This window comes from Chitinophaga oryziterrae (genome assembly GCF_009758125.1).
Lineage (GTDB): Bacteria > Bacteroidota > Bacteroidia > Chitinophagales > Chitinophagaceae > Chitinophaga > Chitinophaga oryziterrae.
Window position 1 is genome coordinate 1,604,569 of sequence record NZ_WRXO01000001.1, and the last position, 25,374, is coordinate 1,629,942.

At 37.8% G+C, this 25,374-nt stretch carries 21 protein-coding genes; 16 read left to right on the forward strand and 5 right to left on the reverse strand.

Annotated features, from left to right (window positions below):
* The first annotated feature begins 7 nt into the window (after window positions 1-7).
* From GO495_RS06610 to GO495_RS06650, 9 genes are all read left to right on the forward strand, one after another.
* A complete protein-coding gene (locus tag GO495_RS06610) occupies window positions 8-481 on the forward strand; it encodes a S24 family peptidase (RefSeq protein ID WP_170302634.1) in 474 nt (157 codons plus the stop codon).
* The gene (locus GO495_RS06615; protein ID WP_157298873.1) at window positions 469-1,713 is read left to right on the forward strand and encodes a Y-family DNA polymerase; all 1,245 of its coding nucleotides are present in this window, start codon (window positions 469-471) and stop codon (window positions 1,711-1,713) included. The genes GO495_RS06610 and GO495_RS06615 overlap by 13 nt, the downstream gene beginning before the upstream one ends.
* 293 nt (window positions 1,714-2,006) lie before the next feature.
* On the forward strand, window positions 2,007-2,609 hold the full coding sequence (locus GO495_RS06620; RefSeq protein WP_157298874.1) for an RNA polymerase sigma factor: 603 nt from the start codon (window positions 2,007-2,009) through the stop codon (window positions 2,607-2,609).
* An 80-nt stretch (window positions 2,610-2,689) separates the two neighbouring features.
* On the forward strand, window positions 2,690-3,826 hold the full coding sequence (locus GO495_RS06625) for a FecR family protein (protein WP_157298875.1): 1,137 nt from the start codon (window positions 2,690-2,692) through the stop codon (window positions 3,824-3,826).
* A gap of 135 nt (window positions 3,827-3,961) precedes the next feature.
* The gene (locus GO495_RS06630) at window positions 3,962-7,345 is read left to right on the forward strand and encodes a SusC/RagA family TonB-linked outer membrane protein (RefSeq protein WP_157298876.1); all 3,384 of its coding nucleotides are present in this window, start codon (window positions 3,962-3,964) and stop codon (window positions 7,343-7,345) included.
* Window positions 7,346-7,355: 10 nt separating this feature from the next.
* Window positions 7,356-8,840: a RagB/SusD family nutrient uptake outer membrane protein gene (locus GO495_RS06635; RefSeq protein ID WP_157298877.1), complete on the forward strand. Its 1,485-nt coding sequence runs from the start codon at window positions 7,356-7,358 to the stop codon at window positions 8,838-8,840.
* A 78-nt stretch (window positions 8,841-8,918) separates the two neighbouring features.
* Window positions 8,919-10,217 (forward strand): thioredoxin family protein, encoded by a 1,299-nt coding sequence (locus GO495_RS06640; RefSeq protein ID WP_157298878.1) that lies wholly within the window; start codon window positions 8,919-8,921, stop codon window positions 10,215-10,217.
* 57 nt (window positions 10,218-10,274) lie between these two features.
* Entirely contained in the window at window positions 10,275-10,679 is a 405-nt protein-coding gene (locus GO495_RS06645) for a helix-turn-helix domain-containing protein (protein WP_157298879.1), read from the forward strand.
* An 11-nt stretch (window positions 10,680-10,690) separates the two neighbouring features.
* Entirely contained in the window at window positions 10,691-13,321 is a 2,631-nt protein-coding gene (locus GO495_RS06650) for an alpha/beta hydrolase family protein (RefSeq protein WP_157298880.1), read from the forward strand.
* Between the two features lie 412 nt (window positions 13,322-13,733).
* On the opposite strand, the gene GO495_RS06660 is transcribed toward GO495_RS06650, so the two are convergent.
* A complete protein-coding gene (locus GO495_RS06660) occupies window positions 13,734-13,982 on the reverse strand; it encodes a hypothetical protein (protein WP_157298882.1) in 249 nt (82 codons plus the stop codon).
* Between the two features lie 613 nt (window positions 13,983-14,595).
* Between GO495_RS06660 and GO495_RS06665 the strand changes: the two genes are divergently transcribed.
* Together GO495_RS06665 and GO495_RS06670 are read left to right on the forward strand one after the other, a co-directional pair.
* A complete protein-coding gene (locus GO495_RS06665) occupies window positions 14,596-15,942 on the forward strand; it encodes a hypothetical protein (protein ID WP_157298883.1) in 1,347 nt (448 codons plus the stop codon).
* A 309-nt stretch (window positions 15,943-16,251) separates the two neighbouring features.
* Window positions 16,252-17,928, forward strand: a complete 1,677-nt coding sequence (locus GO495_RS06670) for a hypothetical protein (protein WP_157298884.1) — start codon at window positions 16,252-16,254, stop codon at window positions 17,926-17,928.
* A gap of 76 nt (window positions 17,929-18,004) precedes the next feature.
* On the opposite strand, the gene GO495_RS06675 is transcribed toward GO495_RS06670, so the two are convergent.
* Window positions 18,005-18,640 carry a DUF6266 family protein gene (locus tag GO495_RS06675; protein WP_157298885.1) on the reverse strand — a complete coding sequence of 212 codons (636 nt, stop codon included), beginning with the start codon at window positions 18,638-18,640 and terminating at the stop codon, window positions 18,005-18,007.
* Window positions 18,641-18,713: 73 nt separating this feature from the next.
* On the reverse strand, window positions 18,714-19,355 hold the full coding sequence (locus GO495_RS06680; RefSeq protein WP_157298886.1) for a DUF6266 family protein: 642 nt from the start codon (window positions 19,353-19,355) through the stop codon (window positions 18,714-18,716).
* Window positions 19,356-19,635: 280 nt separating this feature from the next.
* On the opposite strand from GO495_RS06680, the gene GO495_RS06685 reads away from it, so the two are divergent.
* Window positions 19,636-20,205 (forward strand): hypothetical protein, encoded by a 570-nt coding sequence (locus tag GO495_RS06685; RefSeq protein ID WP_157298887.1) that lies wholly within the window; start codon window positions 19,636-19,638, stop codon window positions 20,203-20,205.
* 606 nt (window positions 20,206-20,811) lie between these two features.
* Complete coding sequence (locus GO495_RS06690; RefSeq protein WP_157298888.1) at window positions 20,812-21,300, forward strand: hypothetical protein; 489 nt, start codon at window positions 20,812-20,814, stop codon at window positions 21,298-21,300.
* 76 nt (window positions 21,301-21,376) lie between these two features.
* Here the strand turns inward: GO495_RS06690 and GO495_RS06695 are convergent, their stop codons facing one another.
* Complete coding sequence (locus tag GO495_RS06695; RefSeq protein ID WP_338075368.1) at window positions 21,377-21,856, reverse strand: JAB domain-containing protein; 480 nt, start codon at window positions 21,854-21,856, stop codon at window positions 21,377-21,379.
* Window positions 21,857-22,132: 276 nt separating this feature from the next.
* On the opposite strand from GO495_RS06695, the gene GO495_RS06700 reads away from it, so the two are divergent.
* A complete protein-coding gene (locus GO495_RS06700) occupies window positions 22,133-22,609 on the forward strand; it encodes a PD-(D/E)XK nuclease family transposase (RefSeq protein ID WP_157298890.1) in 477 nt (158 codons plus the stop codon).
* Between the two features lie 105 nt (window positions 22,610-22,714).
* On the opposite strand, the gene GO495_RS06705 is transcribed toward GO495_RS06700, so the two are convergent.
* Window positions 22,715-23,137 carry a hypothetical protein gene (locus tag GO495_RS06705; protein WP_157298891.1) on the reverse strand — a complete coding sequence of 141 codons (423 nt, stop codon included), beginning with the start codon at window positions 23,135-23,137 and terminating at the stop codon, window positions 22,715-22,717.
* A gap of 382 nt (window positions 23,138-23,519) precedes the next feature.
* Here GO495_RS06705 and GO495_RS06710 point away from each other — a divergent pair, with 382 nt between their 5' ends.
* Window positions 23,520-24,077, forward strand: coding sequence for an RNA polymerase sigma factor (locus tag GO495_RS06710; RefSeq protein ID WP_157298892.1), 558 nt, complete (start codon window positions 23,520-23,522; stop codon window positions 24,075-24,077).
* Window positions 24,078-24,210: 133 nt separating this feature from the next.
* On the forward strand, window positions 24,211-25,365 hold the full coding sequence (locus GO495_RS06715) for a FecR family protein (RefSeq protein ID WP_157298893.1): 1,155 nt from the start codon (window positions 24,211-24,213) through the stop codon (window positions 25,363-25,365).
* Window positions 25,366-25,374: the final 9 nt, after the last annotated feature.

Consider the following 25,374-nt stretch of genomic DNA (forward strand, 5'->3'; position numbering starts at 1 on the left):
TACTATTGTGAAAACACGAGCCAACATGCTGCACCTGCTAAGTGAAAAAGAAGATGAACTGTATGAACCCTTGCAGCAACCAGGAGCCGCCACAGGCTTTCCATCACCCGCACAAGACTATGAACAAAAACGCCTGCACCTGTCGCAGCTCCTGATCAAAGACCCCACCAACACCTATTACTTCAAAGCAAAAGGTCATGAACTCACCAGGTTCCACATACACGATAACGATATACTCGTTGTCGATAAATCCGTCAAAATATTTAACAAGGCCATTATCGTATGTTATGGCAAAGGCACCTGGATGGTCTGCGAAGTCTTACTCCACAACAAAGACATTATACTAGCCGATAAAAAAGGTAAGCTGGTCAACCTGAGCCAAACCGATACACAATATCTGTTATGGGGCGTAATCCGCTGGATCTGCCATTCCCTGATGCCACAATCAAACAGTAAAATCCTAACACCATGTACGCCATAGCAGACTGCAATAACTTTTACGTCTCCTGTCAACGACTATGGGAGCCGCAATACAACGGCAAGCCCGTAATTGTATTGAGCAATAACGACGGATGCGTTATAGCCAGATCAAACGAAGCCAAAGCATTAGGCATACCAATGGGAGCCATCTTTGCTAAGATCCAAGAAGAAGTACAACACTTCAACATCAAAACCTACAGCAGCAATTACGCCCTATACGCAGATACCAGTGCAAGAGTTATGCAAAACCTGGCACGTTTTACACCCAACGTAGAAGTATACAGTATAGACGAATGTTTTTTAGACTTCGGCGGATTTAGCAACCTACACCAATACACCACCACCATCAGAGACACCGTAGTACACAACACCGGAATACCCATATCCATAGGCGTAGCCCAAACCAAAACCCTCGCCAAAGTAGCCAACAAACTCGCCAAAAAACAAAACGGCACACTTGTATTAGACACAGAAGCAGCCATTACCTCCGCATTAGAAAATTTCAGCATCGGCGATGTTTGGGGCATAGGAAAACAATATGAAAAAAAGCTCCAGAGCATGAACATACACACTGCCCAACAATTCCGCTCCCTGCCCTTAGCCTGGGTAGCCAAAAACATGACCGTCACCGGAGCCAGAACCTGGCAAGAACTGCATGGCCAAAGCTGCATACCCCTAAGCACCAGCCTAGACCCAAAGCAAGCCCTAAGCACCGCAAAAGGATTCGGAAAACTCACTAGCGACTACCAAGAACTACACGAGGCCACCACCAATTACACTACCAGACTAGCACAAAAACTCAGAAAAGAAAAACTATGCGCCACCATACTCAGCGTACGCCTGCTCACCAGCAGATTTAAAAAAGACCAAGCCATCTACAGCCCCTATATCAGTATACCCTTGCACCATCCCGTAAACAATACCCACAACCTGGTTAAAGCAGCACAGGCCGGATTGCGGTGTATTTTTCGAAAAGAACTCGAATACCAAAAAGTAGAAATCACCCTCACCGGGCTGCTACCAGAAACAGAAATACAACTTCACATGTTCGCAAAATACCAAGGAGAAAAATTAGACAAAGTAAGCCAAGCCCTAGACGATCTTAACCATAGATTTGGAAATGGCATCATAAAAATAGCCTCAGAAGGACAATACCATGCCTGGAAGATGAAACAAAGACATATCTCCCGCAATTACACCACCAATTGGGACGATATAATTACCCTACATTAACGTGGCATTAACGAATGAAAGTTCTATAAGTACGACCTTTATAGCGATTGCAATTTCGAACAATGCAAATGAGAGTACTCGTATTCTTTCCAGATTCGTGAGGAATTTCTTTTTACATTGGCATCGAATAAATTAAACAGCAATAACCTTGCTGCAACGGAATAATATTTGGCTTTAGAAAAACGTGCAACCTTGTCAGTTGCTTAAATAATTGTGATATTTGGTTTTAGACTTTTAACTCTATAACTTAGAAAGATAAAAGGAGCAGATTAAATAACACTTCCCAACAAACAATGAGGAAAAGCGAATATGACTTTTACACAGACGAACAACTAACGGAGTTATTATGCCAAGAGGATACCCATGCCTTCGAATCTGTGTATAAACGCTATTTTCCAATGATTTACAATTTTAGCCGTAAAATGCTACAAAACGATAGTCAAGCGGAAGATGCTACCCAGCAAATCTTTGTCAATCTGTTAGAGAAAATGGGAAAAGTTCAAATTACCTCTATCAAATCCTATCTGTTCCAAAGCATACGTAACGTGATCATAGATTTGGCCCGGAACAGAAAAATTAAGATCAATTACATTGCCGCCTTTAAAGAAATTTACAATAAAGGAGAATACAGCACCGAAACCCAGGTCATAGAAAACGATCTTGTAAGGCATATAGAAAAAGAGATTGACAACCTCCCGCCCAAAATGAGGGCCATATTTGAAATGAGCCGCAAGCAATATCTTAGCAACAAAGAAATAGCAGAAGCAGAAGGGATCTCCGAACAGAGCGTCAAAAATGCGCTTTATAGAGCCGCAATGAGAATACGGTCCCGGCTATCTTCCGTATTATTTTTAAACCTGATGTGGGCCATACTTTGGATCAATAAAAACAGATAAAAAAATATTTTTATTGCCAAGGGTACTTTCCATATCCTGATCCGTCTCCACTTAATAACAACCAGATTGTCAAGATAAGGATGAGCGATAATGAAATTAAGGAACTGCTAGATAAGTACACTTCGGGAACTGCAAGCCCAGAAGAGATTACTTTATGCAATAGCCTGTTTAATGACATGGCTAAGGGATTACCCAATGCCGGTAGTCCTGGTCACCTTGATCTGGTGACCGAACGGGTATGGAAAACCCTAAACGTAAAACATAAAACACCTACCTATACCAGAATATCTATATTACGCTACGCAGCAGCCATAATAGCCGTTGTAGCAATATCTATCTTATTTGCATTGTATCATAACCATCAAAACAAACAAATTCAAATTACTGACATACAGCCGGGTGGCAACAGAGCAACGCTCACCCTGGCCAATGGGCAAAAAATAGTTTTGGATGCACACTCCAATGGTAAGGTGGCCACCATATCCGGCGGAGTAAGTATCACAAACAACAACGCAACAGGCGTTGTAATTTATACTTCACAAGGCAGCAGCAAACAGGAAGGTACAAATTACGTGAGAGAATCAGCCGGAGTGAACACCATCAGTACCCCAGTGGGTGGTCAATACCACCTGGTACTATCCGATGGGACGCGCGTTTTTCTAAACGCCACCAGTTCATTAAAATTTCCTTCCTGTTTTGCTGGCTCCTTAAGAGAAGTCACTTTACAAGGAGAGGCGTACTTCGAAGTCGCCAAGAACCCCAAGAAACCATTCCACGTTTATGTTAAAGGACAACAGCTTACCGTAACAGGTACTAAATTTAATGTCAGTGCATACGATTTAGATACCGTAAAAACTACACTTGCCGAAGGCAGTGTAACACTTCTTCAACCCTCAACAAACCTCCGCCAGCCACTTTTCCCCAACCAACAAGCCGCGCTTTTATCGACCGGCTTTTTCGTAAAACAAGTTAATATCCAAGATGAAATTGCCTGGAAAGACGGACTTTTCATATTCAGGAAAATCCCGCTTAAACAGGCCATGAAACAAATTTGCAGATGGTATAATGTACAATGTGACTACAGTACACTCCCCAACGTAACCATAGAGGGAGAACTCTCTAAAACACTCACATTAAACCATGTACTCAACATTTTAAATTATTCATCAGACCTACAACTAAAACTTGAAAGGGGGCAAGTGATCAGCAAAAAATAGAAATTAAAACAGCAACAACCAAAATCAGCATGGTATAAAAAAAGAACCGGAAGTGCTTACGACACTCCCGGAAAGTCAGTTGTATATCATGTGCCACAGACAATTGTAATCAACAACCAACTAAACCACAAAACTATGGATTTTTTAATTCATGCCGCTAGAGGTATGGCTTTTTCTTTCGGGAATAGCCGATCTTTAAGGTACAAACCATTTATAAAGTGCATCGTAATGACAAAACTTACTGTACTGCTCGTCGCCATTAGTCTACATGTATCCGCTGCCTATGCGCAACACATATCCCTTAACGTAAAAGATAAGCCACTATTAGAGGTACTATCCAGCATTAGAAAACAAACAGGGTACAACTTTATCATTACCTCTGTAAATGCGCAATATGCACATCCTGTAACCCTTACCTTAAACGCAGCTACTATTGAAACAACGCTACTTAAATTATTTTCAGATCAGCCCTTCCTTTATGAATTTGATGGCAAGGTCATTATGATCAAACTCAAACCAGAAACAGAAAAAAAAACGCCAGTCCAAAAAGAAAACCTGGAGCAAAGAGAATTGAACGGTATAGTGGTAGATGATAAAAACAAACCATTAGAGGGGGCTACAGTGATTTTAAATGATCAGAGCAACAGAGGCACCATTACAGACAGCCAAGGCAGGTTCCGCTTTGCTAATGCACCAGAAAATGGCACATTGTTGATTAGGATGCTGGGCCATGAAACCAGGCGTGTATCTTATCAAAATTTCACTGTTGGGAGTATTGTTATTAAAGAGATTGATGCAGACTTGAAGGAGATACAGGTTATCGCTTATGGTACGCAAATAAAAAAGTATAGTACTAATAATATCGGTACGGTAAGTGCCGCCGAAATTGCAAGGCAGCCTGTAAACAATCCTCTATTAGCCTTGGAAGGTCGTGTACCTGGATTGTTTATACAGCAAGCATCTGGTGTGAGCGGCAGCAATATATATGTGAAGGTCCAGGGAATTAATTCTTTAGGTAATGGGAGTGATCCTCTATATGTAATAGACGGTGTTCCCTATACACCTCAATTTAATACTTCTCTAGCAAATAGCTCATTCAATAGTCCTGGCGGAAGTACCTTCAATTTTGTAAACCCTGCCGATATTGAAAGCATTAGTGTGTTAAAAGATGCAGATGCTACAGCTATTTATGGTTCTAGGGCTGCTAATGGGGCTATCCTTATAACCACTAAAAAAGGTAAACCTGGAAAAACCAAAATAGATGTAAATCTACAAAACGGCTGGGGTCAGATAGCGCATAAGGTGGATTTTTTAAATACGCAACAATATTTAGACATGCGTAAAGAAGCCTATACAAATGCTGGTAAATCCATACCAACATCTGCAACTAATCCAACATCTTCTAATTATGATTTGACGATATGGGATCAAAACCGGTACACCGATTGGCAAAAAGTATTGGTAGGCAATACCGCTCATTTTACAGATTTACAAGCCTCAGTTTCTGGCGGCAGCAATACCACCCAATTTTTAGCTGCTTACGGATTTAATAGACAAACTACAGTTTATCCCGGTAGCCTGGGAGATTTAAAAGGAAGTGTTCACCTCAATTTAAATCACAATTCCTTAGACAATAAATTTCACTATAATATTTCTGCTACTTACCTACAAGATAAAAATACATTGGGTTCTTCTGATTTAATGAATCCAGCAACAAGTTTGACCCCAAATGCTCCATTATTACATCTTGCAGACGGTAGCTTAAACTGGGAACCCTTTCCAAAAAATCCATCAAGATATAGCTTTCGTAATCCACTCGCCTATACGGAAGAACGTTATACGGGGAATACGAATAATTTAACTGCAAATAATAACATCAGTTACGAGATTTTACCAGGTTTGCAAGTAAAAACCAGTATGGGCTTTAACCGCTTAGTGGGAAAGGAAATTCAGATTAATCCGCTAACTTCAATTAAGCCAGATGCTTTCGATCTAACAAGATCAGCTCTTTATCTGGACAAATCAATTTCTTCATGGATTATAGAACCACAAATCACTTACACAAAAGAAACTGAATATGGCGTAATAGATGCCTTGATTGGAAGTAGTTTTCAACAAGTAAGTAATGATCTATTGTCACAAACTGGTTCCGGTTATACCAATGATGCACAATTAGGCAACTTATCTGCTGCTTCCAGCACCGTAACAAATTTTGTAGATAAGTCACTCTATAAATATAATGCATTGTTTGGTCGTATTAATTATCGCTTAAAAGATAAATACATCCTCAACTTAACTGCCCGTAGGGATGGAAGCAGCCGGTTTGGAGATCAAAATAAATTACACACCTTCTATGCTGTAGGTGGTGCCTGGTTATTCGCGGACGAGCATATTATTAAGAATAGTTTGCCCTGGTTAAGTTCTGGTAAAATCAGGGCCAGCTATGGTACTACAGGCAATGATCAAATTGGAGATTATCGGTATTTAAGTTTACTCAATACCTATGGTGTTGATATTCCTTATGGTCAGAGTGTAGGTTTAACCCAATTTAGTATTGCCAATCCTTTTTTGCAATGGGAAGAAACAAGAAAAATCAACCTGGGATTAGATTTAGGCTTTCTTAAAGACAGGATTTTATTGAGTGTAAATTATTACCGCAATCGTTCCTCCAATCAATTGATTGGCTATGCACTGCCAAATATCACTGGCTTTGGTTCTGTAGATGAGAATTTTCCGGCCACTATACAAAATAAGGGTTTAGAAGGACAGTTGAATGTGAATGTAATACGATCAAAAAACTTTAACTGGCATTCTTCTTTGAACATGACTATTCAAAGAAACAAGTTAATTGATTTCCCAGATTTGGCTACAAGTTCCTATGCGAATAATTATATTATTGGGCAACCTATTAATATCTTTAGAGCCTATCAGTTTGCAGGCGTTAATCCCGCAACAGGTTTATATCAATTTATTGACCATAACGGTAAAGCAACATCTTCTCCTGATCCTACAACAGATAAGACAATATTAATAGACCCTAATCCTAAATTCTTCGGTGGATTTTCCAACAGCTTACAGTACAAAGGTTTTGATTTAGATTTTCTGTTGCAGTTTGTCAATCAAAAGGCAAGAAATTATAAGTTTGGAAATTTACCTGGGTTAGCGGTAAGAAATCAACCTATTTCCGTTTTAAATCGATGGAAAAACCCAGGAGATATTGTTGATATACAAAAAGTTAGTACAAACTCTTCTGAGATTTCTGTACCTTTTGACGCGGCAATTGCTAGTGATGCCTCTTATGTTGGAGCTTCTTACGTGCGTTTAAAAAATATCTCTCTTTCTTATTCTTTACCTATGCAATGGTTAAGTAAGATTAAAGCCAGTCAGGCTAGAATTTACATACAAGCTCAAAACTTATTAACCTTTACGAATTTTATTGGTAGCGATCCAGAAACAGCAGGATTAGGAGCTTTACCACCGTTGAGAATTATAACAGTAGGTCTACAAATTACCCTTTAAAAATCTAAACATGAACCGTAATAAATATAATTCCATATTTATCATCAGCGTAACTTTGTTGATGATAGTTTTACCTACTGCATGTAAGAAATTTGTAGAGGTAGATACTCCCCCAACAAAAATTAGTACAGAAAGCGCCTATAAAGACAATACCACGGCAACGGCCGTATTAACAGGAATATATGCACGTATGAGTGATAATTATTTTGTGAGCTTAAACTTACCAGCCATTTCTTTATATGAAGAATTATCAGCCGATAATCTGATGATGTATGATGTGAATGTAAATAATGCTTTCGGAAGTTTTTATCAAAATGCCTTAGAGCCACAATACTTAACATCGGGTGCGCCTTATTGGAATAATACGTTTAGTATAATGTACAATATCAATGCGTCCATCGCAGCATTAACAGGAAATACAGAGCTTAAACCGGCAGTAAGCAAAAGGCTTTTAGGTGAAGCATATTTCCTGCGTGCGTTTTGTTATTTCTACTTAACCAATATATTTGGGGATGTGCCGTTGATTCTCACTACCCAGTATAATGAAAACTCACATTTTGCACGTACGCCACAAGCCGATGTATACAAACAAATTCTCGCTGATCTGGCACAGGCAGAGGGTTTGCTGGATAATACTTATGTAGCGACTACCGATGTAACAAAAATTAGTTCAGAGCGCATACGCCCTAATCTCGGAGCAGTTAACGCATTACAAGCCAGGGTATATTTATATCAGAAAAATTATCCGCTGGCAGAAGTTGCGGCTACCAAGGTCATTAGCCAATCTAGCATTTATTCTATTGTAGATCTTAACTCCGTTTTTTTAAAAAATAGTTCCGAAACGATTTGGGCATTGCAACCTGTAAATAACAATTTTAATACAAGAGAGGGTGGATTATTTATTTTACCCAATGATGGGCCTAATAGTGATCATCCCCTGCTCATATCACCATCTTTAATGAATAGTTTTGAACCTGGCGATGCCCGTAAAGATAATTGGATAAACACGGTAACTATTGGTACAGATACCTTTCCGTATCCCGCAAAATATAAAATTGGTTTTGCAGATGGTTCAACAACTTTTGATGAGTACACGATCGTATTCAGATTGTCCGAACAATATTTGATTAGGGCAGAGGCCAGGAATGAACAAGGTAAGACTAGTGATGCTATTGCCGATTTAAATATATTGCGTACTCGTTCCAGAGCTGAGGCAACGGCAATGGTTCCAGATCCTTTACCAAACCTTTCATTATCGCTAACAGAAGCCCAACTTAGGCCGTTAATTTTAAAAGAACGACGTGTAGAGTTATTTACTGAATGGGGGCATCGTTGGTTTGACTTGCAACGTACCGGTAATATTAATACAGCTATGACTGCGGCAGAAATTTATAAGGGAGGTACTTGGCTAGCTTACAAAGCACTTTATCCAATCCCTGTTAGTGAAATACTTTTAAATTCTGCACTCTCTCAAAACCCAGGCTATACAAATTAGAAAACGGCTCTTTTTTTATTACTGTTCACCCTAATGGAGCAATCCAATGGGGTGAACTCACCTTTTAAAATTATAGAAATGAAAAAGATCATCATGATTTTATGTTGGCTTCTACCAACAATAGTACACGCTCAAAAAAATGAAGAAGTTGTTTTTAAAGATTTTAGCAATTGGCAACAGGTGTTGGCTAAAGCAAAAACGGAGCATAAAAATATCTTTGTAGATGCTTATGCAACTTGGTGTGGTCCTTGTAAAAAAATGGATGCAGATGTATATACCGATCCAAAAGTAGTTGAATTTGTCAATAGTAACTTTATCGCTGTTAAGGTCCAATTTGACCAAACCGATAAAGATTCGGAAGGCACCAAACATTGGTATACTGATGCTAAATATTTAATGGATACTTATCATATTGAAGCCTTTCCAACCTTTTTATTTATTTCTCCGAATGGTGAATTACTTCAAAAAGATATGGGATACCAGAATCCCAGCGATTTTTTGACCATATTAAATAATGCAATTAACCCGCAAGACAACTATGCTGGTCAGGTTAACCAATTCAAAAAGGGCAAAATTACACGTAAGCAGCTCTTGGTATTAATAATAAAAACTAAAGATTATCATAATGATAGTCTGGCCCTTGAAATGGCTAAATTCTATAAAAAATCTTTTATAGATCAGTCGCAATCTAATAAAATTATAAATGCAGAATTACCGGCCTTCATTGTAAATTTTCATGAATTGCTTTCCATACATGATCCAATTGTTCAATTTATGTATCACAAACCGGCACTTGCAGATTCCATGATGGAATTACCTGGATATTCACGTAGAGTTGTAGATAATTTAATTGCGAAGGATGCAATTAATCCTATCATTAAACCTAATGGTAAATATACCAGTACATTACCTCATTGGGATGCATTAGAAAAGCAGGTCGCAAAGTCTTATGACCCTATAACCGCAAAAAGATTGCTGATCAATGCTAAGATAGGCTGGTATAGCGCAGTAAAAGACTGGCCCAATATCATTAAATATAATATTGAAAAGCTAGATGATCAAGGATTGGATACTGTAGGCCTGGCTGCTTCTGCCCTTAACAATCTATCATATAATATCATTTTTAAATTCAGCAATGATCCTTATGCTTTAAATAAAGCAATTGGTTATATGGAAGTATTACTAAAGAATCAGCCTAAAAATGTCCACTGGTTAGATACCTATGCTAATTTGTTATATAAAGTAGGTAGAAAGAAAGAAGCGATAAAACATGAAACAGTAGCATTGGATTTTGCTAAAGAAACGAACAAAGATGAAATTTCCATTTATGAGGAAAGGATAAAAAAAATGCAGGACAACATACCAACCTGGCAATAATTAGCTCGCTGCACATCTGCTGCGGTGTATTTGTATATCTTAAATTTTAATAACACCATGTTTGTTCCACCATTACCCAACATCATTGAGATTCCTTTTTTTGAAAAAGGTTTCATACCACCGGATTGCATCATTATGGAAAAATTGAATCTTTTGATTGAGCAAAATTATAAGGAAAATAAACCGGCTAGTTTTTATACAGAGGAAATGAATTTGAGTTTAAAAGTCTTAAATGCAATTGCAAAACGTCGTAGAGGATTGACATTACATGGATTAATACAATATCGGATCTATACTCAGGCGGCACACCTGATATTAAACACACGCATGACTATGAAAGAAATTTCTTTTGCTTTAGGATTATCTGATCCGGCATACTTTTCCAGACGTTTTAAAAGAATAACCGGAATGAAACCTAAAAACTTTAAACAAATCAATTACAACAGTCATCACATATTTTAATATTCACTCGGATGAAAAGACTATTTCTTTGTATTCATTTGTTGGCACTGGCGGCTTTGCACAGTTCTGCACAAAAGCCACCGATCACAGATACATCTTATAAAACATGGACTACCGTTAATAATGGAAAGATTAGCGGTAATGGTTGGTTTGTTTCTTATATCATAAACAATAAACCAATAGGACAGAATACCGTCGTGATAACCGCGACAAATAAATCCTGGCAATATGAAACAGCAAGTTTTTCGGATTCGAATTTCTCTAAAGACAGTAGGTATCTTTTTGCTGTTAAAAACCAGGATACATTGGTGCAACTTAATCTGCAAACAAAAGAGTTTTCATTCATCCCACATTGTAAGGGATATACTCTGTGCAGCATTAGTAAGGAAGATTATATAATTTATAGGTTAGACAATCCTTCAAGTGATCTGATTATAAAAAATCTTAAAACTCAAAAGCAACGCGTAATATCAAATTCATTTGAATATATCATAAACAAGGCTGGTAATGCCATCATCACCAAGTTAAAAGGAGATACGCTTTTCCCAGAAGTGATGCAATGGACAGATTTATCTTCTGGCCGTTCTAAGACCATTTATAGAGGTAAGGAAACCACGAATCAAATTTTTGATTTAACTGGATCTAAAACGGCTTTTACTACATCTTCCGATAATAGTACCCAAATATGGGTTTATGACAATAGCAGTCTTTTTTCGCAAATGATTGCCAGCGATTCATCAGAAGGTATCGTTAAAGGGTGTAAGATTTCTATTGATAACTCTTGGAAATTTAGTTCCGACGGAGAGGGTATATTCTTTACGCAGAATCCGGTACAAGAAAGCGATCCCTCACCAAATTTAACAATTTGGAGTTACCAGGATGCCTATTTACGATCCTATTATAATAATTATAAAGCTGGAATTTTATCTGGAACAAATTTAAGTTTACTAGATATTCAAAAAAAGAAAATCAGAAAATTACTCAGTGGGTTACAGAAAGTTAAAGACGGTATAATACCTGATTTGCATAATGAGTATCTACTCGTAGAATCTTCATTTGCTAGGGCGGATGACCGTGATTGGAACAAATACGCAAATTTCTCTTATTATTTATGTAATGTTAAGACTGGCGAATTAAGAATTATAAAAGAACACAGTAGCTTCCAAATAAATAACATTATATTATCTCCAGATAATTCGTACTTGGTTTACTATGATTCAGAATTTTCCAAATACATCAGCATAAACATTCACACAAACAAATCAGCTATAATAAGTGAAGATATTCCGGGAGGGCTTCACTGTTTTTTTCTTCCAGATAGAGGTGTGCCAAATGTGCAAAACGGGTTAGGGGGAATAGTTGGATGGTTGATTAAAAGTAAGCGTGTTTTGATTCAAGGCACATTTGATATTTGGAGTGTGGATCTTGAAGGAAGAACCAAACCATTGAATTTAACAGAGGGAAAAAGCAATCATACAATTATATTCAGCCCTTTAAACATTGGTAAATTTACTCCTGTTTCTGAGAAAGCGAGTATTTTGGTTCTTGGCTTTAACTTGAAGAATAAAGATTGTGGAATCTATAATTTAAACTTAGGAAAGAAAAAATTGGAGGAACTTATTGTTTCACCTACATTTCTAGGTAATCCGTACGATAATTATGCTGGGTTTCAAAAAGCTGAACAATCAAATGCATATTTGATTTCGGAAGTAAAAGTAAACCAGTCTTTAAACTATATATATACAAAAGACTTTAAAGAAATAGTTTATTTATCAAATAATCGTCCAGAAAAGGCATATAATTGGATAAATTCAGAACTTTTGACATATAAAGATAAGGATGGGAACTTGTGTGAAAGTATACTTTATAAACCTGAAAATTTTGATCCTCATAAAAAGTATCCTGTCATTTTTAGCATTTATTTGGATCAAACTAATTCTTTGAATAATTATTTGTCTCCTGAGCCTTCCAGAACTGGATTGAATGTACCCTTGCTGGTTAGTAATAATTATCTTTTTGTCAAACCTAACATTTATCGTATTAAAGGTAAACCAGGTGAAGCAGCATTAAACAGTGTATTGGCCGCAGTCAATTATTTAGCAAGCTATACCTGGGTGGATAGCTCAAATATGGCAATTACAGGACATAGTTTCGGTGGGTATGAAGCGAACTATATTATTGCAAAAACAAATAAATTTAAAGCGGCCTTGGTTGGTGCTGGCCCCTCTAATTTAGTGGTTAGTTATAATGAATTGTGGAGTGATAAGGATGATTCCAAACAGAGTTATTTGAAGAATGCCGCATACCTTATGGGGGAAGATTTTGAAAACGCAACTGACAAATATGTTGAAAATTCTCCGATTTTCTTTGCAAGGAATATTAAAACACCGGTGTTGCTATTACATAACAAAATGGATATTACTGTTCCGGTAGTACATAGTGTGAGTTTATTTGTTCAACTAAGAAAATTACAAAAGCCAGCATGGCTTTTACAATATAAAGATGGAAATCATATCCTTACAAATACTGAAGATGAGATTGATTTTCAAGATAGGATAAAAAGTTATTTTGATTATTTTCTGAAGAGTCAGCAAATGCCTGATTGGATGTCTAACTATATAAGGCCAACTCATATCGAATAAATAGCAGATAGGAAATATTGAGGGAGCATAAAATGCCCCCTCAATATTTAATTATTCTCCGTGATAAACAGAAGTCAAAATTGTACAAGGCGCGGTTGTTGTAGTCGCGGCGTACGTAGTTGTGTAGAAGGCACCTTCATCTTTAGTTAAGGTGTACAGAGGTAATGAAATAGTACAAAGAGTACTTGTTAGGTTTGTCTTTGTAAATATAACGTCTCCTTCCCTTTTTGCCTTAGATGCATAAACTCCACCGGCTATTGCTAGTACTGCGATAGCGGCGAGCATGATTTTTGCGCGTTTCATAGTAAATAATTTTGTGATTAATTCGAGAATGTGCCTACTCTGTTACATCGGGTTTTCGGCTACGCCCGTTTTCCTCGCGAGAATGAGTTTATTATATATTGATTATTGACTACTCACCAATATAAATCGTATGAAGAACCGTACAAACAGCACCATATTGAAGGGTTGCAAAAGTAACTGTTACTGAAGCGCCAAATTGATCAAATGTTGCATTTGAAAATGTGCTATAACATAGAGTAGTATTATGAGTTGTTCTTATGTAAATAACGTCACCAATACGCTGTACTTTATGAGCATATATTCCACCAATTACGCTGAAAATACTAATAGTAACTAGAAATAGTTTAGCACGTTTCATATGGTAAGTTTTAAGTCTTTAATTAAACTAAGATTGGGTTAAAGCATGTAGTAATTTGCCATTAGCTAATTTTAATTCCTTGTGGATTTATCCCCAGGGTGATATAGGAACGGTAAGAAATGACCCAGGCCATTCCTCATATTCCCCAGGTTCTTATTAATTCACGTGCAAATTCAGCTTGCGGATTATGTTTTTATATTTGGCGCAGGCAATTGCAAGATTACCTACACCAAATATGAAGAAAGCAAAATATGCTGATCAGAAAAATATACTCCTTTAATTTTTTGGGTTACAATTTATTCTATTGTAAAGGTAAACAGACTTACTTTCCTATTATTGCAGTGTATATAGTAGTTAGAGAAAAAAACTTTGGAGATACAGATTAATTCTTTTGCAATTGGAATAATCGGTGGCATAAAAGGGGCGGTAAAGAACGCCCCTTAATACATTGTTGTTAAAAAACAGCTCTGTTTCTTTTACGTTTGTCTTTCCTTCAAATGAAATATGCTTAAAGGTCGTAAAACAGGCTTACATTATACCGCAGTTAGATAGTTGAATCACATGTAAAAATGGCTTAATTTGAGCAAATATTTAATCATTAAAAACTGGAAAGATGATCAATAACATTTTGACAGAAATGCCGGCAGCGGAGTTTTATAGCTTTTATCACAACACAAATCTCCAGATGGCCCACTATAATCTGGGTACAAACACGGTTACTTTCCGCAAAAAAAAGATTATTGACTATTTAGAACTTATGCCAATACAACAGGGATCAATTAACCCAAATATTCATTTTATCGAGTGCATATTTACCCATGAAGTATCTTTCACTGTAAGCGAATATGATAGATCTTATACGTTCGAGCGCTGTATCTTTGAAAAGAATGTTGTTTTTCATGGGGGTGAGTTCAAAAAAATTGTACAATTCTATGGTGGCCGGCTAAAAGAAAAATTAAGTATCCTCAATGGTAAATTTGCAAACTTCTACTTTGCATCAAATGGCAATACCGTCGAAATTGAAAGGGGGGAATTTACTGAACTTCATTTCTGTGGCCATGATCCATATAATAGAAAAAGACTAACAATAATATACCTGTTTATCAACTTTAACTACGTAAAGGCAATTATGGATATTCAGGAATACTTTATAGCAACAACCCGATACACAGGCCTAGTGCATAAAGAAACGGAACTTTTAATCAGGGACGTTTCTTTTACCGATATCCAGATGGAGAATCTTTTTAACAATGGCAAAATCAGAATCTTTGACCTGGATACCAGGATAACATCAGAAAAGGGGGCGTCTCTTACTATAATCCGGTCTAATCTGGCTAAAACGGAATTTTGCAATGTAGATCTTCGTCAGGTTAATACCATTGTCATTACCTCATCCTTTTTGTTGGAATGTTCTTTTGTAAACGTAATTTGGCCAGACAACCTAAACATATCAAAAGAAGCGAGAGGTGAAATAAACCTTTTAGATAAAAAGGAAACCTATAGGCAGTTGAAATATGCCTATTGGAAACAAGGCGACGTTGTTGCCGAATACAAATTTCATGGTTTGGAAATGGATACTTACAATGATTATTTGATGGCCAATGGCGAAGCCTATAATTGGAAGGGTGTAGAGAATGCAATTGTGCTGCGGTTGAGTAAACTCACCAGTAACTATGGCCAAAGTTTTCTTAGACCTCTGGTTACTTTATTAGTTGTAGGGATTATACTATTTACCTGGCTGGTAGCTTTGGGAACCTTCTCAGATCTTTACATTACCTGCCAGCCAAACTTACGCGGTATGATATCTACTATTCCCTACATGCTCGAATTTGCAAATCCAGTACATAAATATGAACTTGGGTTAACCGGTGGGCCTTACGTCATAGAGTTGATGATGAGAATTATCTCTGCCTATTGCATTTACAACATTGTCCGTGCCACCAGAAGATTTGTAAAGTAGCCCTAAAAAAAGGGGCGGTAAAAACCATCCCTTAATGCATCTTTTCTAATTTGCTAAAAAAGTAATTCACAATATTTTAAATCATTGACATGAAGTTACGTTGCAGTACTTACACTGCACGGCAGTGAGAAAAAACAGGTCGTAACCCATTTGAAGGGCTAACCTTACACAGAGCTATGCTTATTTATTCTGCCCAAATTAACTTCGTATTAACTTAATTATTTGCCAAAGCAACTAAATTGCGGGCCGGAATTTCAATTTTCTGTAGCCAGAAACTTTAGATGGTTGCTTATCTTAATTCATTAGATCATGAAATGTATTGCTATGCTCTTTGCCGCCATGTTAACCGCATTTGCGGCATTAGCGCAAAAAGAAGAACCTTTAGCCAAAAATGCACTTGAAGCTGAAACAGAGGGAAGGTTACTTGCCCGTTTAGATTATATCCATGCTTTTGCCTATCCATATTTTGGTAAAATGTCCATGTACAATAATAAGCCTACGATATATATACCTTATGTGGATGGCGACAGCAACAGGGTCATTGTATGCACCAGTGCTGCTGAGCCAAAGGTAGTATACTCCGTAGCTTTTACCGAAATGACTAAAACTGCTAATGTGATTACAAGCCATCAGGTTAGAGACTTCACTTCAACAGAGCGTGAGCTTTATACCATGATTGAGCGTACAGTACTTGAAGCTAAAAGAGATTCATTTTTTCATTTTCCAGAAAATGCATATGCTAAATTCAGACCCATCATTACACCCTTTGGGCATAAACTTTACTTGTATGCAGACCCCGTTAAGCATGATAAACTTTACTTTGGTGACGATTTTGTGTTAGAGTTTGACAAGGACAATCGCCTGATGGCTAGAAAACAGCTTCATAAGTATGTCTACGATTACGGGTTACACGACAGAAATTTGCCCGACACTGTATTTGGATATCATTCGCATACGCAGGAGGATAACGATGATTTTACCGCAACGGATATTTGTAAAATCCTATATTATCAAACCATAGCCGGATGGAATAATTTTGTTGTTGAGGGGAACCATTTTTTAACCTTCTGGGATTATAAGAAGGACAGGGCGGTAAGATATGACAAGGACGAATTTGTGGATTATTATACAAATAAGCCTTACCATGGAAAACATCTGGTTCTTGTTCAAACAGAAAGACAGGATAGCGGCCAAATTCCCTTGACCACCGAAATGCAGCAAATCGCAACAGACGGCCTGTATTTAGCCAATTTATCTACCATTACAATTTTTGCAACCCATCACTCCGCTAAGCAAGGAAAATTGACCAATCAAAACCTGCACGCTGTTGCTTATATGGAAGGGCATATTTGTAAGCTGGTCTTTTTTAAGGAAGCTAATTTTGGAAAAGCATTTGCAACGGTAAGCTTTGATGAAAGATATGATTCATCTTATTTGAAAACCGAATATCAAAGCAGAAATTTTACACCATATGAAAGGAAACTGTACCAAATGTATGTGAGTGCAATTGATGTGATCAAGGATTATAATCTGCAAAAAAGAGATACTTCCGTACATTTTATCATTCAACCTGTAATTTCTGGATCAAGTAAAAAAGTATATGTAACCACAGAATCCAATGATCCTGGAAAGCTGATCTTTGGAAATGACTTTTATATAGAATTTGCCAAAAATAAAGACTACCTTAAAATTATACCTCTTCACAATACCGCTGAATTTTTAACGCAGAGCAACAACATTTCTGCTGATACTTTACTGGGTATTCATTCGCATTTCAATGAAGCAGATGATTTTTTAACGGCTACAGACATTAGTAAACTTGCACGTTACCGGTTAAGGGCTGGTTGGTCACATTTTGTTGTAAGGGGCAAAACGCACCTTTGCTTTTGGAATTTTGAAAAAGCCCAGGTGATATACTGGGATGCTAAGTTGTTCAAAAGTTTGTATACCGGTAAACCTTATCACGGCAAAATCATGTTTCTTTAAACCGAAAAATGGCTTATCAAAAGTAGGTGCATTTTTCTTAAAGAAAGTTTATTCTGATTGGACAGGCTGTAATTTATTACAGCCTTCCTAAATACAAACTATCCGTACAGGTAATCCCGTTCTCCGTTTTAAAACTGAGATACGTTTCTATCTCTCCAGCTTCTATAAACTCCACAGGCAAAACCAATGTTTCATTGCCTGTATTGCGCTTCGCGCCGCACAGGTTATACACCGAACGCTGTAGGAATGGTGAATAAGCCAGTAGCATAACATGGTCTGTACTGTGTTCATAACTCAGATCAGGTGTCCAGGTAAAGCGCAGCTCATTGCCTTGCTTTACCACGTTTGGGTGAATACCGTCAGTGCTTAACGGCCCTGCGCTCACCCGTACCTGGCTGTAATCAATTTCCAGGTCAGGATATGTACCTGTAAACGCATGCTTTATTTGATAGGCTACTGCTGCGTTATAGGCGGAGTACCGTTTGTCTTTTGCAACCCAGGCAAAGCCTACTTTTACAAATTCTATACAGGCAGACAGAAATTCATTGATCCTGGTTATTTTCTCTCTGCAGGAGAGTTGTTTGATAGAAGGTGGCTTATGGGTCATTTGCTTACGGGAACGGATGATTAAGGCGCCCTTGAGCATGTAACCCTCTACGGGGCCGATGGCGCCCGAAAAAGAGCCTAGGATGCCGTTTATTAACCTTGCCATGTGTTTGGGTTTTGTTGGTTATAAAAAGAACCACTGCACATTAACCCTGTTTAACCTACAGTGGATCTATTCATTAAATCACCGCGACGCTGCCTGCGTATTGGCTGTTGCTCACTACGCCGGTGACAGAAGCCAGGGCCAGGAAACAATAAACATCGTCAGGTGCAAAATTTGCTGGCAATTGCAGCGTAAAAGTGAGTGTGGAACGCAGGGCAGCTTGGGTTAACACCACGTATTGCTGCTTTGTAGGATTGTACACCAAAATGGACAACTGATCTGTGGGCTTGTTCAGTTTTGTTGTGTTTTGGCTCACTGTCCAGGTAAATTTAAGTTTGGCCCCTGCCAAGGCTTCTACTTCTACGTCAGAAACGCCGTACAGTTTACCTCTGCTATAAGAAAAATGAGGGTAATCAATAGAAAATAAAGGTGATACACCTGTAATGGCATGATCTAAGTTGTAAGCAATTGCTGCATTCATTGCACTGAGCTTCATTGTATGTGCGGCAAAGCCTATGTCGAGTAAATCGCCTATATAGCTGCAAAAATTAACGATCAGGGCAAACTTGCTCCGCTGGTCTAACTGCTTCTGGGTGGGTGGTTTTTTAGAGGGTATTGGTCTGGAGGTAATTACAAACTGTCCTTTTACATAGCGCCCTACTAAGCCTCCGGTTTTACCGGAAAAGCCTGAAAACGGGCCTTTAAATTGAGTTCCCATAACATATTTTTTTTAAAAGGTTACAAATAAGTAGCCCTTAGCATTACAGGGAATGCCAATAACACCCTTTCTTGGGGCTAGGTTGATCATAGGTTGAACGTGGGTTGATCGTAGATTGATGGTGTTTAGCCGCTGAATTGTTCTGGTATGACCGGGTTACGATTGTAAAACGGAGTAGGAACACTAAATGTTACAACATAGAAATAAGGGCTGGAGTGTTACCTTTGTGCATTTACCGCAACGATGATTACCTTCAACATCAGATATTCAATTTTCGTTCATGGTATTCTCAGAAAAAAAAGCGAACAAGGTTATAAAGGACTTTAATTTAGCTGAACAAACGATTAAGACCTGGCGCCATAGGGGCAACATCCCTGTAAAGTACAATAGTGGTATTGTAAAGCATAAAATTGAAAAGCCAAACGAAATACAGGGAGCTGCATCGTTAAAGAAAATCCTGGCAGATAAAAAACTAAAATGTACCCATATTTGCGCCTTGGCCAATGTCAAATATTACATGTTTCGCGACTATGCCTGTCAGGGAGGGCCATTGAGCAGAGAAGATTTCATCAGTCTAAAAAAGGCGGTAAACACGATCCGTATGGAATTAAAGCGTTCTCTATTGAATTTAGAGCAATATGAAGAGCCTAATTTAAAGACATTAACAGCGCTTAAAGAGCTGTTTACCCGTAAAGAGGTCAACTGGTTACGTTTTTTTAACACTGATCAAAAACTGTATGATAAGTTCCGGAGTTGGAAGAACAACAAGCGGGAAACTTTTCCTCTTGAGGTAAAGGAAGAACTGATGACTTGTATGCTTGTTTTTCTGGCCGAAACGGCCGTTTATTAGAGGGGAAATTAGAATAGGGTTTAAAAGGTGCTGTTCAATCCTTCTTTTATTGGAAATTGCTTAAAAGTTTAAGCAACCAGACCAGCCTTTTGAAACAGCAATAGCTTCAATCCTTCTTTTAATGGAACCTAAAGCTCAATGATCATTTCTTCAATCCTTCTTGTCCTGGATTTAAAAAATGTCCTGAGTTTAGAGCAATAAATATACTTAAACTCAGGACGTTCCATAATGGTACAATTAAATTTTTGATACAATTTGTCACAGATATGACTACGTTGTTGTCACAAATACGACTATGTTGTTTCAATTCCCTAGAGGGTGCAATTAATTATCAACGATAGTTAGTGTAAAGAGCTAAAATCAGCACTTTGATTTTCAATTCCCTGATGGTACGATTAATAGCTATCGTTGTTTTTGAAAGGAACTTTCTTCCTTGTTTTTCAAATGTACATTAGGAATTTAATATCACCAATTATTTTTTTTAGCCATTAAAGTGCTGGGCCTTAATAGAAATACAAAGGCATAAGGTAATTTAAATACTAAAAAAAATTAGCAAAATATGAGGTGTTGAGTTAGTTTTGAGGTATATTTATTTGCAATTGCGGTATGGAAATTTACAAGCCTATTCATTTGTTAAATAAGGAGTTGTTGGACCGCATGATCAGCAGCGGTTACCAGTATTTTATCCGTCAAAAGATGTCTGGTGGGCGGGGCTATTTCATTGGCTATATGAAAGCGGTACTGATCCTTACGCATTATAAGGATAAAAAGGAAGCCTTACAGCACCTGGTTGACATACAGGGGATAGATCACCGTAAGCTATATGATACGAATAACGATACTGACCTGCAAAACCTTTATGCTATGTCTGCACAGCCGGAAGGTTACGCGGTTTTCACCTCCTTACTTGATCCTGATACCTGGACGCCACCCACAAATTTTGAAGAGAAAATGTACAAATATTTACAGGCCAGAAATATTCAGGCTAATAAAGATGAGCTGAGAGGTATACCGGAGTTTGTTCAGGGGATATTGTTTGTTGATATTTATACAGGAGCGGAAATTATAAGGGTTCCGTTTCATGATGTGCGGTAGGGCTGAATATTTTTATGTAATGTTAGCGTATGGAAATAAAATGCGGTGCAATACTTACACTGCACCGCATAGGTGATTAAATTACATATCCTTCTTCTACAAGGGAACAATATCTTTCGGTAGTAATAATAAGGTGATCGACGACAGTGATATCTAAGAGTTTACCTGCATCGATCATTTTTTTAGTCATTGCAATATCACTGGCACTTGGGATTGTATTGCCAGAAGGGTGATTGTGGGCTAAAATGATGCGGGTTGCATTAGCTTTCAAAGCAGCAGCAAATAAGGTTCTAAAATCCATTGTACAACTGGTGGCAGAACCTGATGTTAGGTGTATTACCCCCAAAACCCTGCTGCCTTGGTTCATTAAAATCACTACAATTTTTTCGGATAATTCTATGGTATCCATATCCCATATCTTTAACAAAAGTTCGTATGCATTTTGAGAATTTGTTAGTAATGGCCTCATAGATGGCTTTACTTTGTTGTGGTAACTGAGTTTAATTTCGCAAATGGTATTCAGATCATTCAGGTTCATTGTGCATTCCATAATCATTGTTTTATTTTTTTAATGAATTATGGAAGGCGTTTCGGAAAAAGGGGACCCAGGCCAAAAAGCAACGCAAATTAATGCTGTCTTTTCTGACAGCGTTCATTGCGGAATTTTTTGGCCGCTCAGAACCCTTTTTTCGAACTTTGTGTAATAATTGATAAAAAAAACTGACCTATAGAACCACTTTAATTTATTCTTGTTGAATTTTTTATTAATTATTGTGTAAATTTTGATCTTTCATATTTCTATATATACATTGGCGGTATTAGAGAAAAATAAATGGAAGAAAAACCAAAAACAACATTACAACAAGGCCATCAGGAGATAGTGCTTGTAGAACCTACAGCTAGAAAGACCAGGTACATTGACCCCAAAACAGAATTACAAACAGATCAGGACCGCTGGTTGTATATGTTAAAGAATTTAGAGAACTTAGATCATATTCCACTAGCGTGGAGTGACAAACCAGAATTTGTAAAATTATTAGAGATAGCAGAAGTTAGTAATTTAACCCCGGAAGAAATGACCGCATACGAACACGATTTAAAAATGCTTAGAGACGAGCATAATACTAGAGAATATGCCATTGAACAGGGCATTGAAGCAGCGGTTGGTGCAGCAGTTGAAGCAGCAGTTGAAGCAGCAAATGATGAAAAAGCTACTGAAGTAGCATTTAGGCTAAAACAGAAAGGAGTAAGTTACGATATCATAGTTGAGGCAACTGATCTTACACTAGAACAGATAGAAAAGCTGTAGAGTTTTTAATAGGCGATAGGAAGTTTTTCAGTCATATAAAAAGCCTGGTCATGTTTAATGACACAGGCTCTTTATAAATTATAGCGGAGTAAATGAAAAAACAACTTATAAAAATATCCCCCTCCGGTTCACTTCATTGATCAGTTCAAAATCAGAGAACCGATAAATAGGATGGTTACTGTCTATCAGCTCATCATCTGCAAACTCATTTTTTGCAAAAAAGGCTTTGATTTCATCCCAAAAATCTATTGCCCATTTTTGACTATGTTCAACCACTTCCAAAGATGTTGCGGTGCCATTTGGGTTTAAAGTAAACAAGGTGTACACCTTCTCTGGTATTTGTCCAGTTCTAATTTTGCAGTCTAAATATAATTTGTCGGTATCGAACCAACCTTTTTTGTCACTTGCTATAATCTTACCCTTAATGCTTTCTTCGGTTGTAAATGCGGTTTCCAGTCCAGTAACTTCTACTGTCCAGCCCTCAACGCTACGGTCAAAATAAACGGATGGATTAAATTGTATTCTCATTGATCTAAATAATTTAATGATGGTTGGGCCGCAATTTATATCAGAAATGGAAACGGAAATCCGATTTTAGCCTATTTTTTTGGTTTAACCTGGTATTAACTTATTTCAGTAAAAGATGGTTTATATTCACTCTGATATGGGTTGTATTTCCCCAATTTAAGTTATGATCCATAGTTCTTGCTTTCAAATGAACAATTGGGCTGCCCAAAAAGGCGGCCCTTTTTTTATTCCTTGGTCAAAACTTATAGGTTGGATGATATGTTTATTTATAAGGGACTGCTTTAATATTAACTTTATACTACCTCTTGTTTTTAGCACATATAACATCTAAATTTGATGTATTCTTTATGGCATGCTAATGTGATTGTCTAATATTGAACTGATGAATGTTTATCGATCTCTGGCCGATAGCGAACTGGTTACCCGGTTGAACCAGCATGACATGGCTGCGCTGGAAGAGGTGTATTTACGCTATTGGCCGGGATTATATGATTATGCCTATCGGATGTTAAAAGATGGCCCTGCCGCTGAAGATTTAACTCAAGATCTTTTTATCAAGCTGCTTTCTAATAAAGAAAGCCTGCAAATTGGGCATACTTCCTTGCAATCTTACTTGTACCGATCTATCCGTAATGCGGTCATTAACCAGTTTCATAAAGATAAAAACAGACAAAAGTACATTGAATCTTTAAAGGAGTTTATGGAGAATGGCGTATCCGCTACCGATGAACTGATCTTGGAAAAGGAAATGACCCAAAGGATTGAAGCAGCCATTGCTACATTCCCCCCAAAAATGAAGGAAGTCTTTGAGTTGAGCCGTAAGCAGTTTTTGTCGAGACGTGAAGTAGCCAAAGCGGCAAAGGTAACCGAAAGTACGGTTGATACGCATATCAACCGGGCCTTGAAGATATTGAAAAACGTATTAGGCTTGTTTTTTTAATGTAAAGACCTAGCGATTCCGGGATGCTGAAACGAGTTCAGAATGACGAGCGGCGGCATAGATAAAAAATATTTTAGATACTTGTAGTGATGTTGTCCAATTTAGCTGTCTTGTTTGTATATCGGCAAATACAATGACAACTCAGGAAGCAGAAGAATTACTAAAGAAATACCATGCAGGGCAATGTACGCCAGAAGAACAGCTTTTGCTCCATAGCTGGACCGATCAGATGCATGTATTAACTGCTAAGGATGATCCTGCACCTGAGCTGGAACAAGCGCAGCAAAGAGTTTGGGGCAATGTTGCTGCCGAACTGCATGAAAAGCATACCGATACCCCTAAACTGTTCCGTAGAACTAAATTCATATACTGGTCTGTAGCGGCCACAGTGACTATTCTTATTACTGCCAGCATTACCTATTTTAATTATTTTCCCTCTCAAAAAACAAATTCCATTGCACATCACGTAGAAGATGTACCTGCCGGGGGTAACCGGGCAGTACTTACTTTAGCCAATGGAACAACACTCAACCTGGACGATCAGGAGAACGGAGAAATCGCCTCACAGAACGGCATCAAGATTACAAAGACCAATAGCGGACAAATCATTTACAACGTCATTTCGATGGCGCATAGCCATGAAACATCTAACCAGACCGTTTTTAATACCATTTCTACGCCAAAAGGGGGCCAATTTCAAGTGGTTCTCCCCGATGGCAGCCATGTGTGGCTAAACGCTGCAAGCAGCCTTAAATTCCCTGTACAATTCGCAAATTCGGCACGTCAGGTATATTTAACGGGAGAAGGCTATTTTGAAATTGCTAAAAACCCTCAAAAACCCTTTATTGTAAACTCCTACAACCAGACTGTAAAAGTATTAGGAACACACTTTAACGTAAGTTCCTACGCCAACGAGCCAATTAAAACTACACTAGCAGAAGGTATTGTACAAGTCTCTTCACCTTCTACCACTCAAATAACCACGTTAAAACCCGGAGAACAGTCTACAGTTAACCCAAACGGGATAAAAGTTAACCAGGTTAACCCAGCAAACGCGATTGCCTGGAAAGATGGTGTATTTGTGTTCAATCAGACCAATTTGAAAGCAGTACTCGTACAACTCAGCAGATGGTACGATGTAGATGTAGATTATTCTGCTGTTCCCAATCAAACCTTTGAAGGGGAAATATCTAGAAACGTCAGCTTGATGCAAGTGCTACGCGCAATTGAGCAAGGCAGTGACATAAAACTCATCGTTAAAGAAAGGAGAATTATTATAAGGGAATAATCAAGCAGA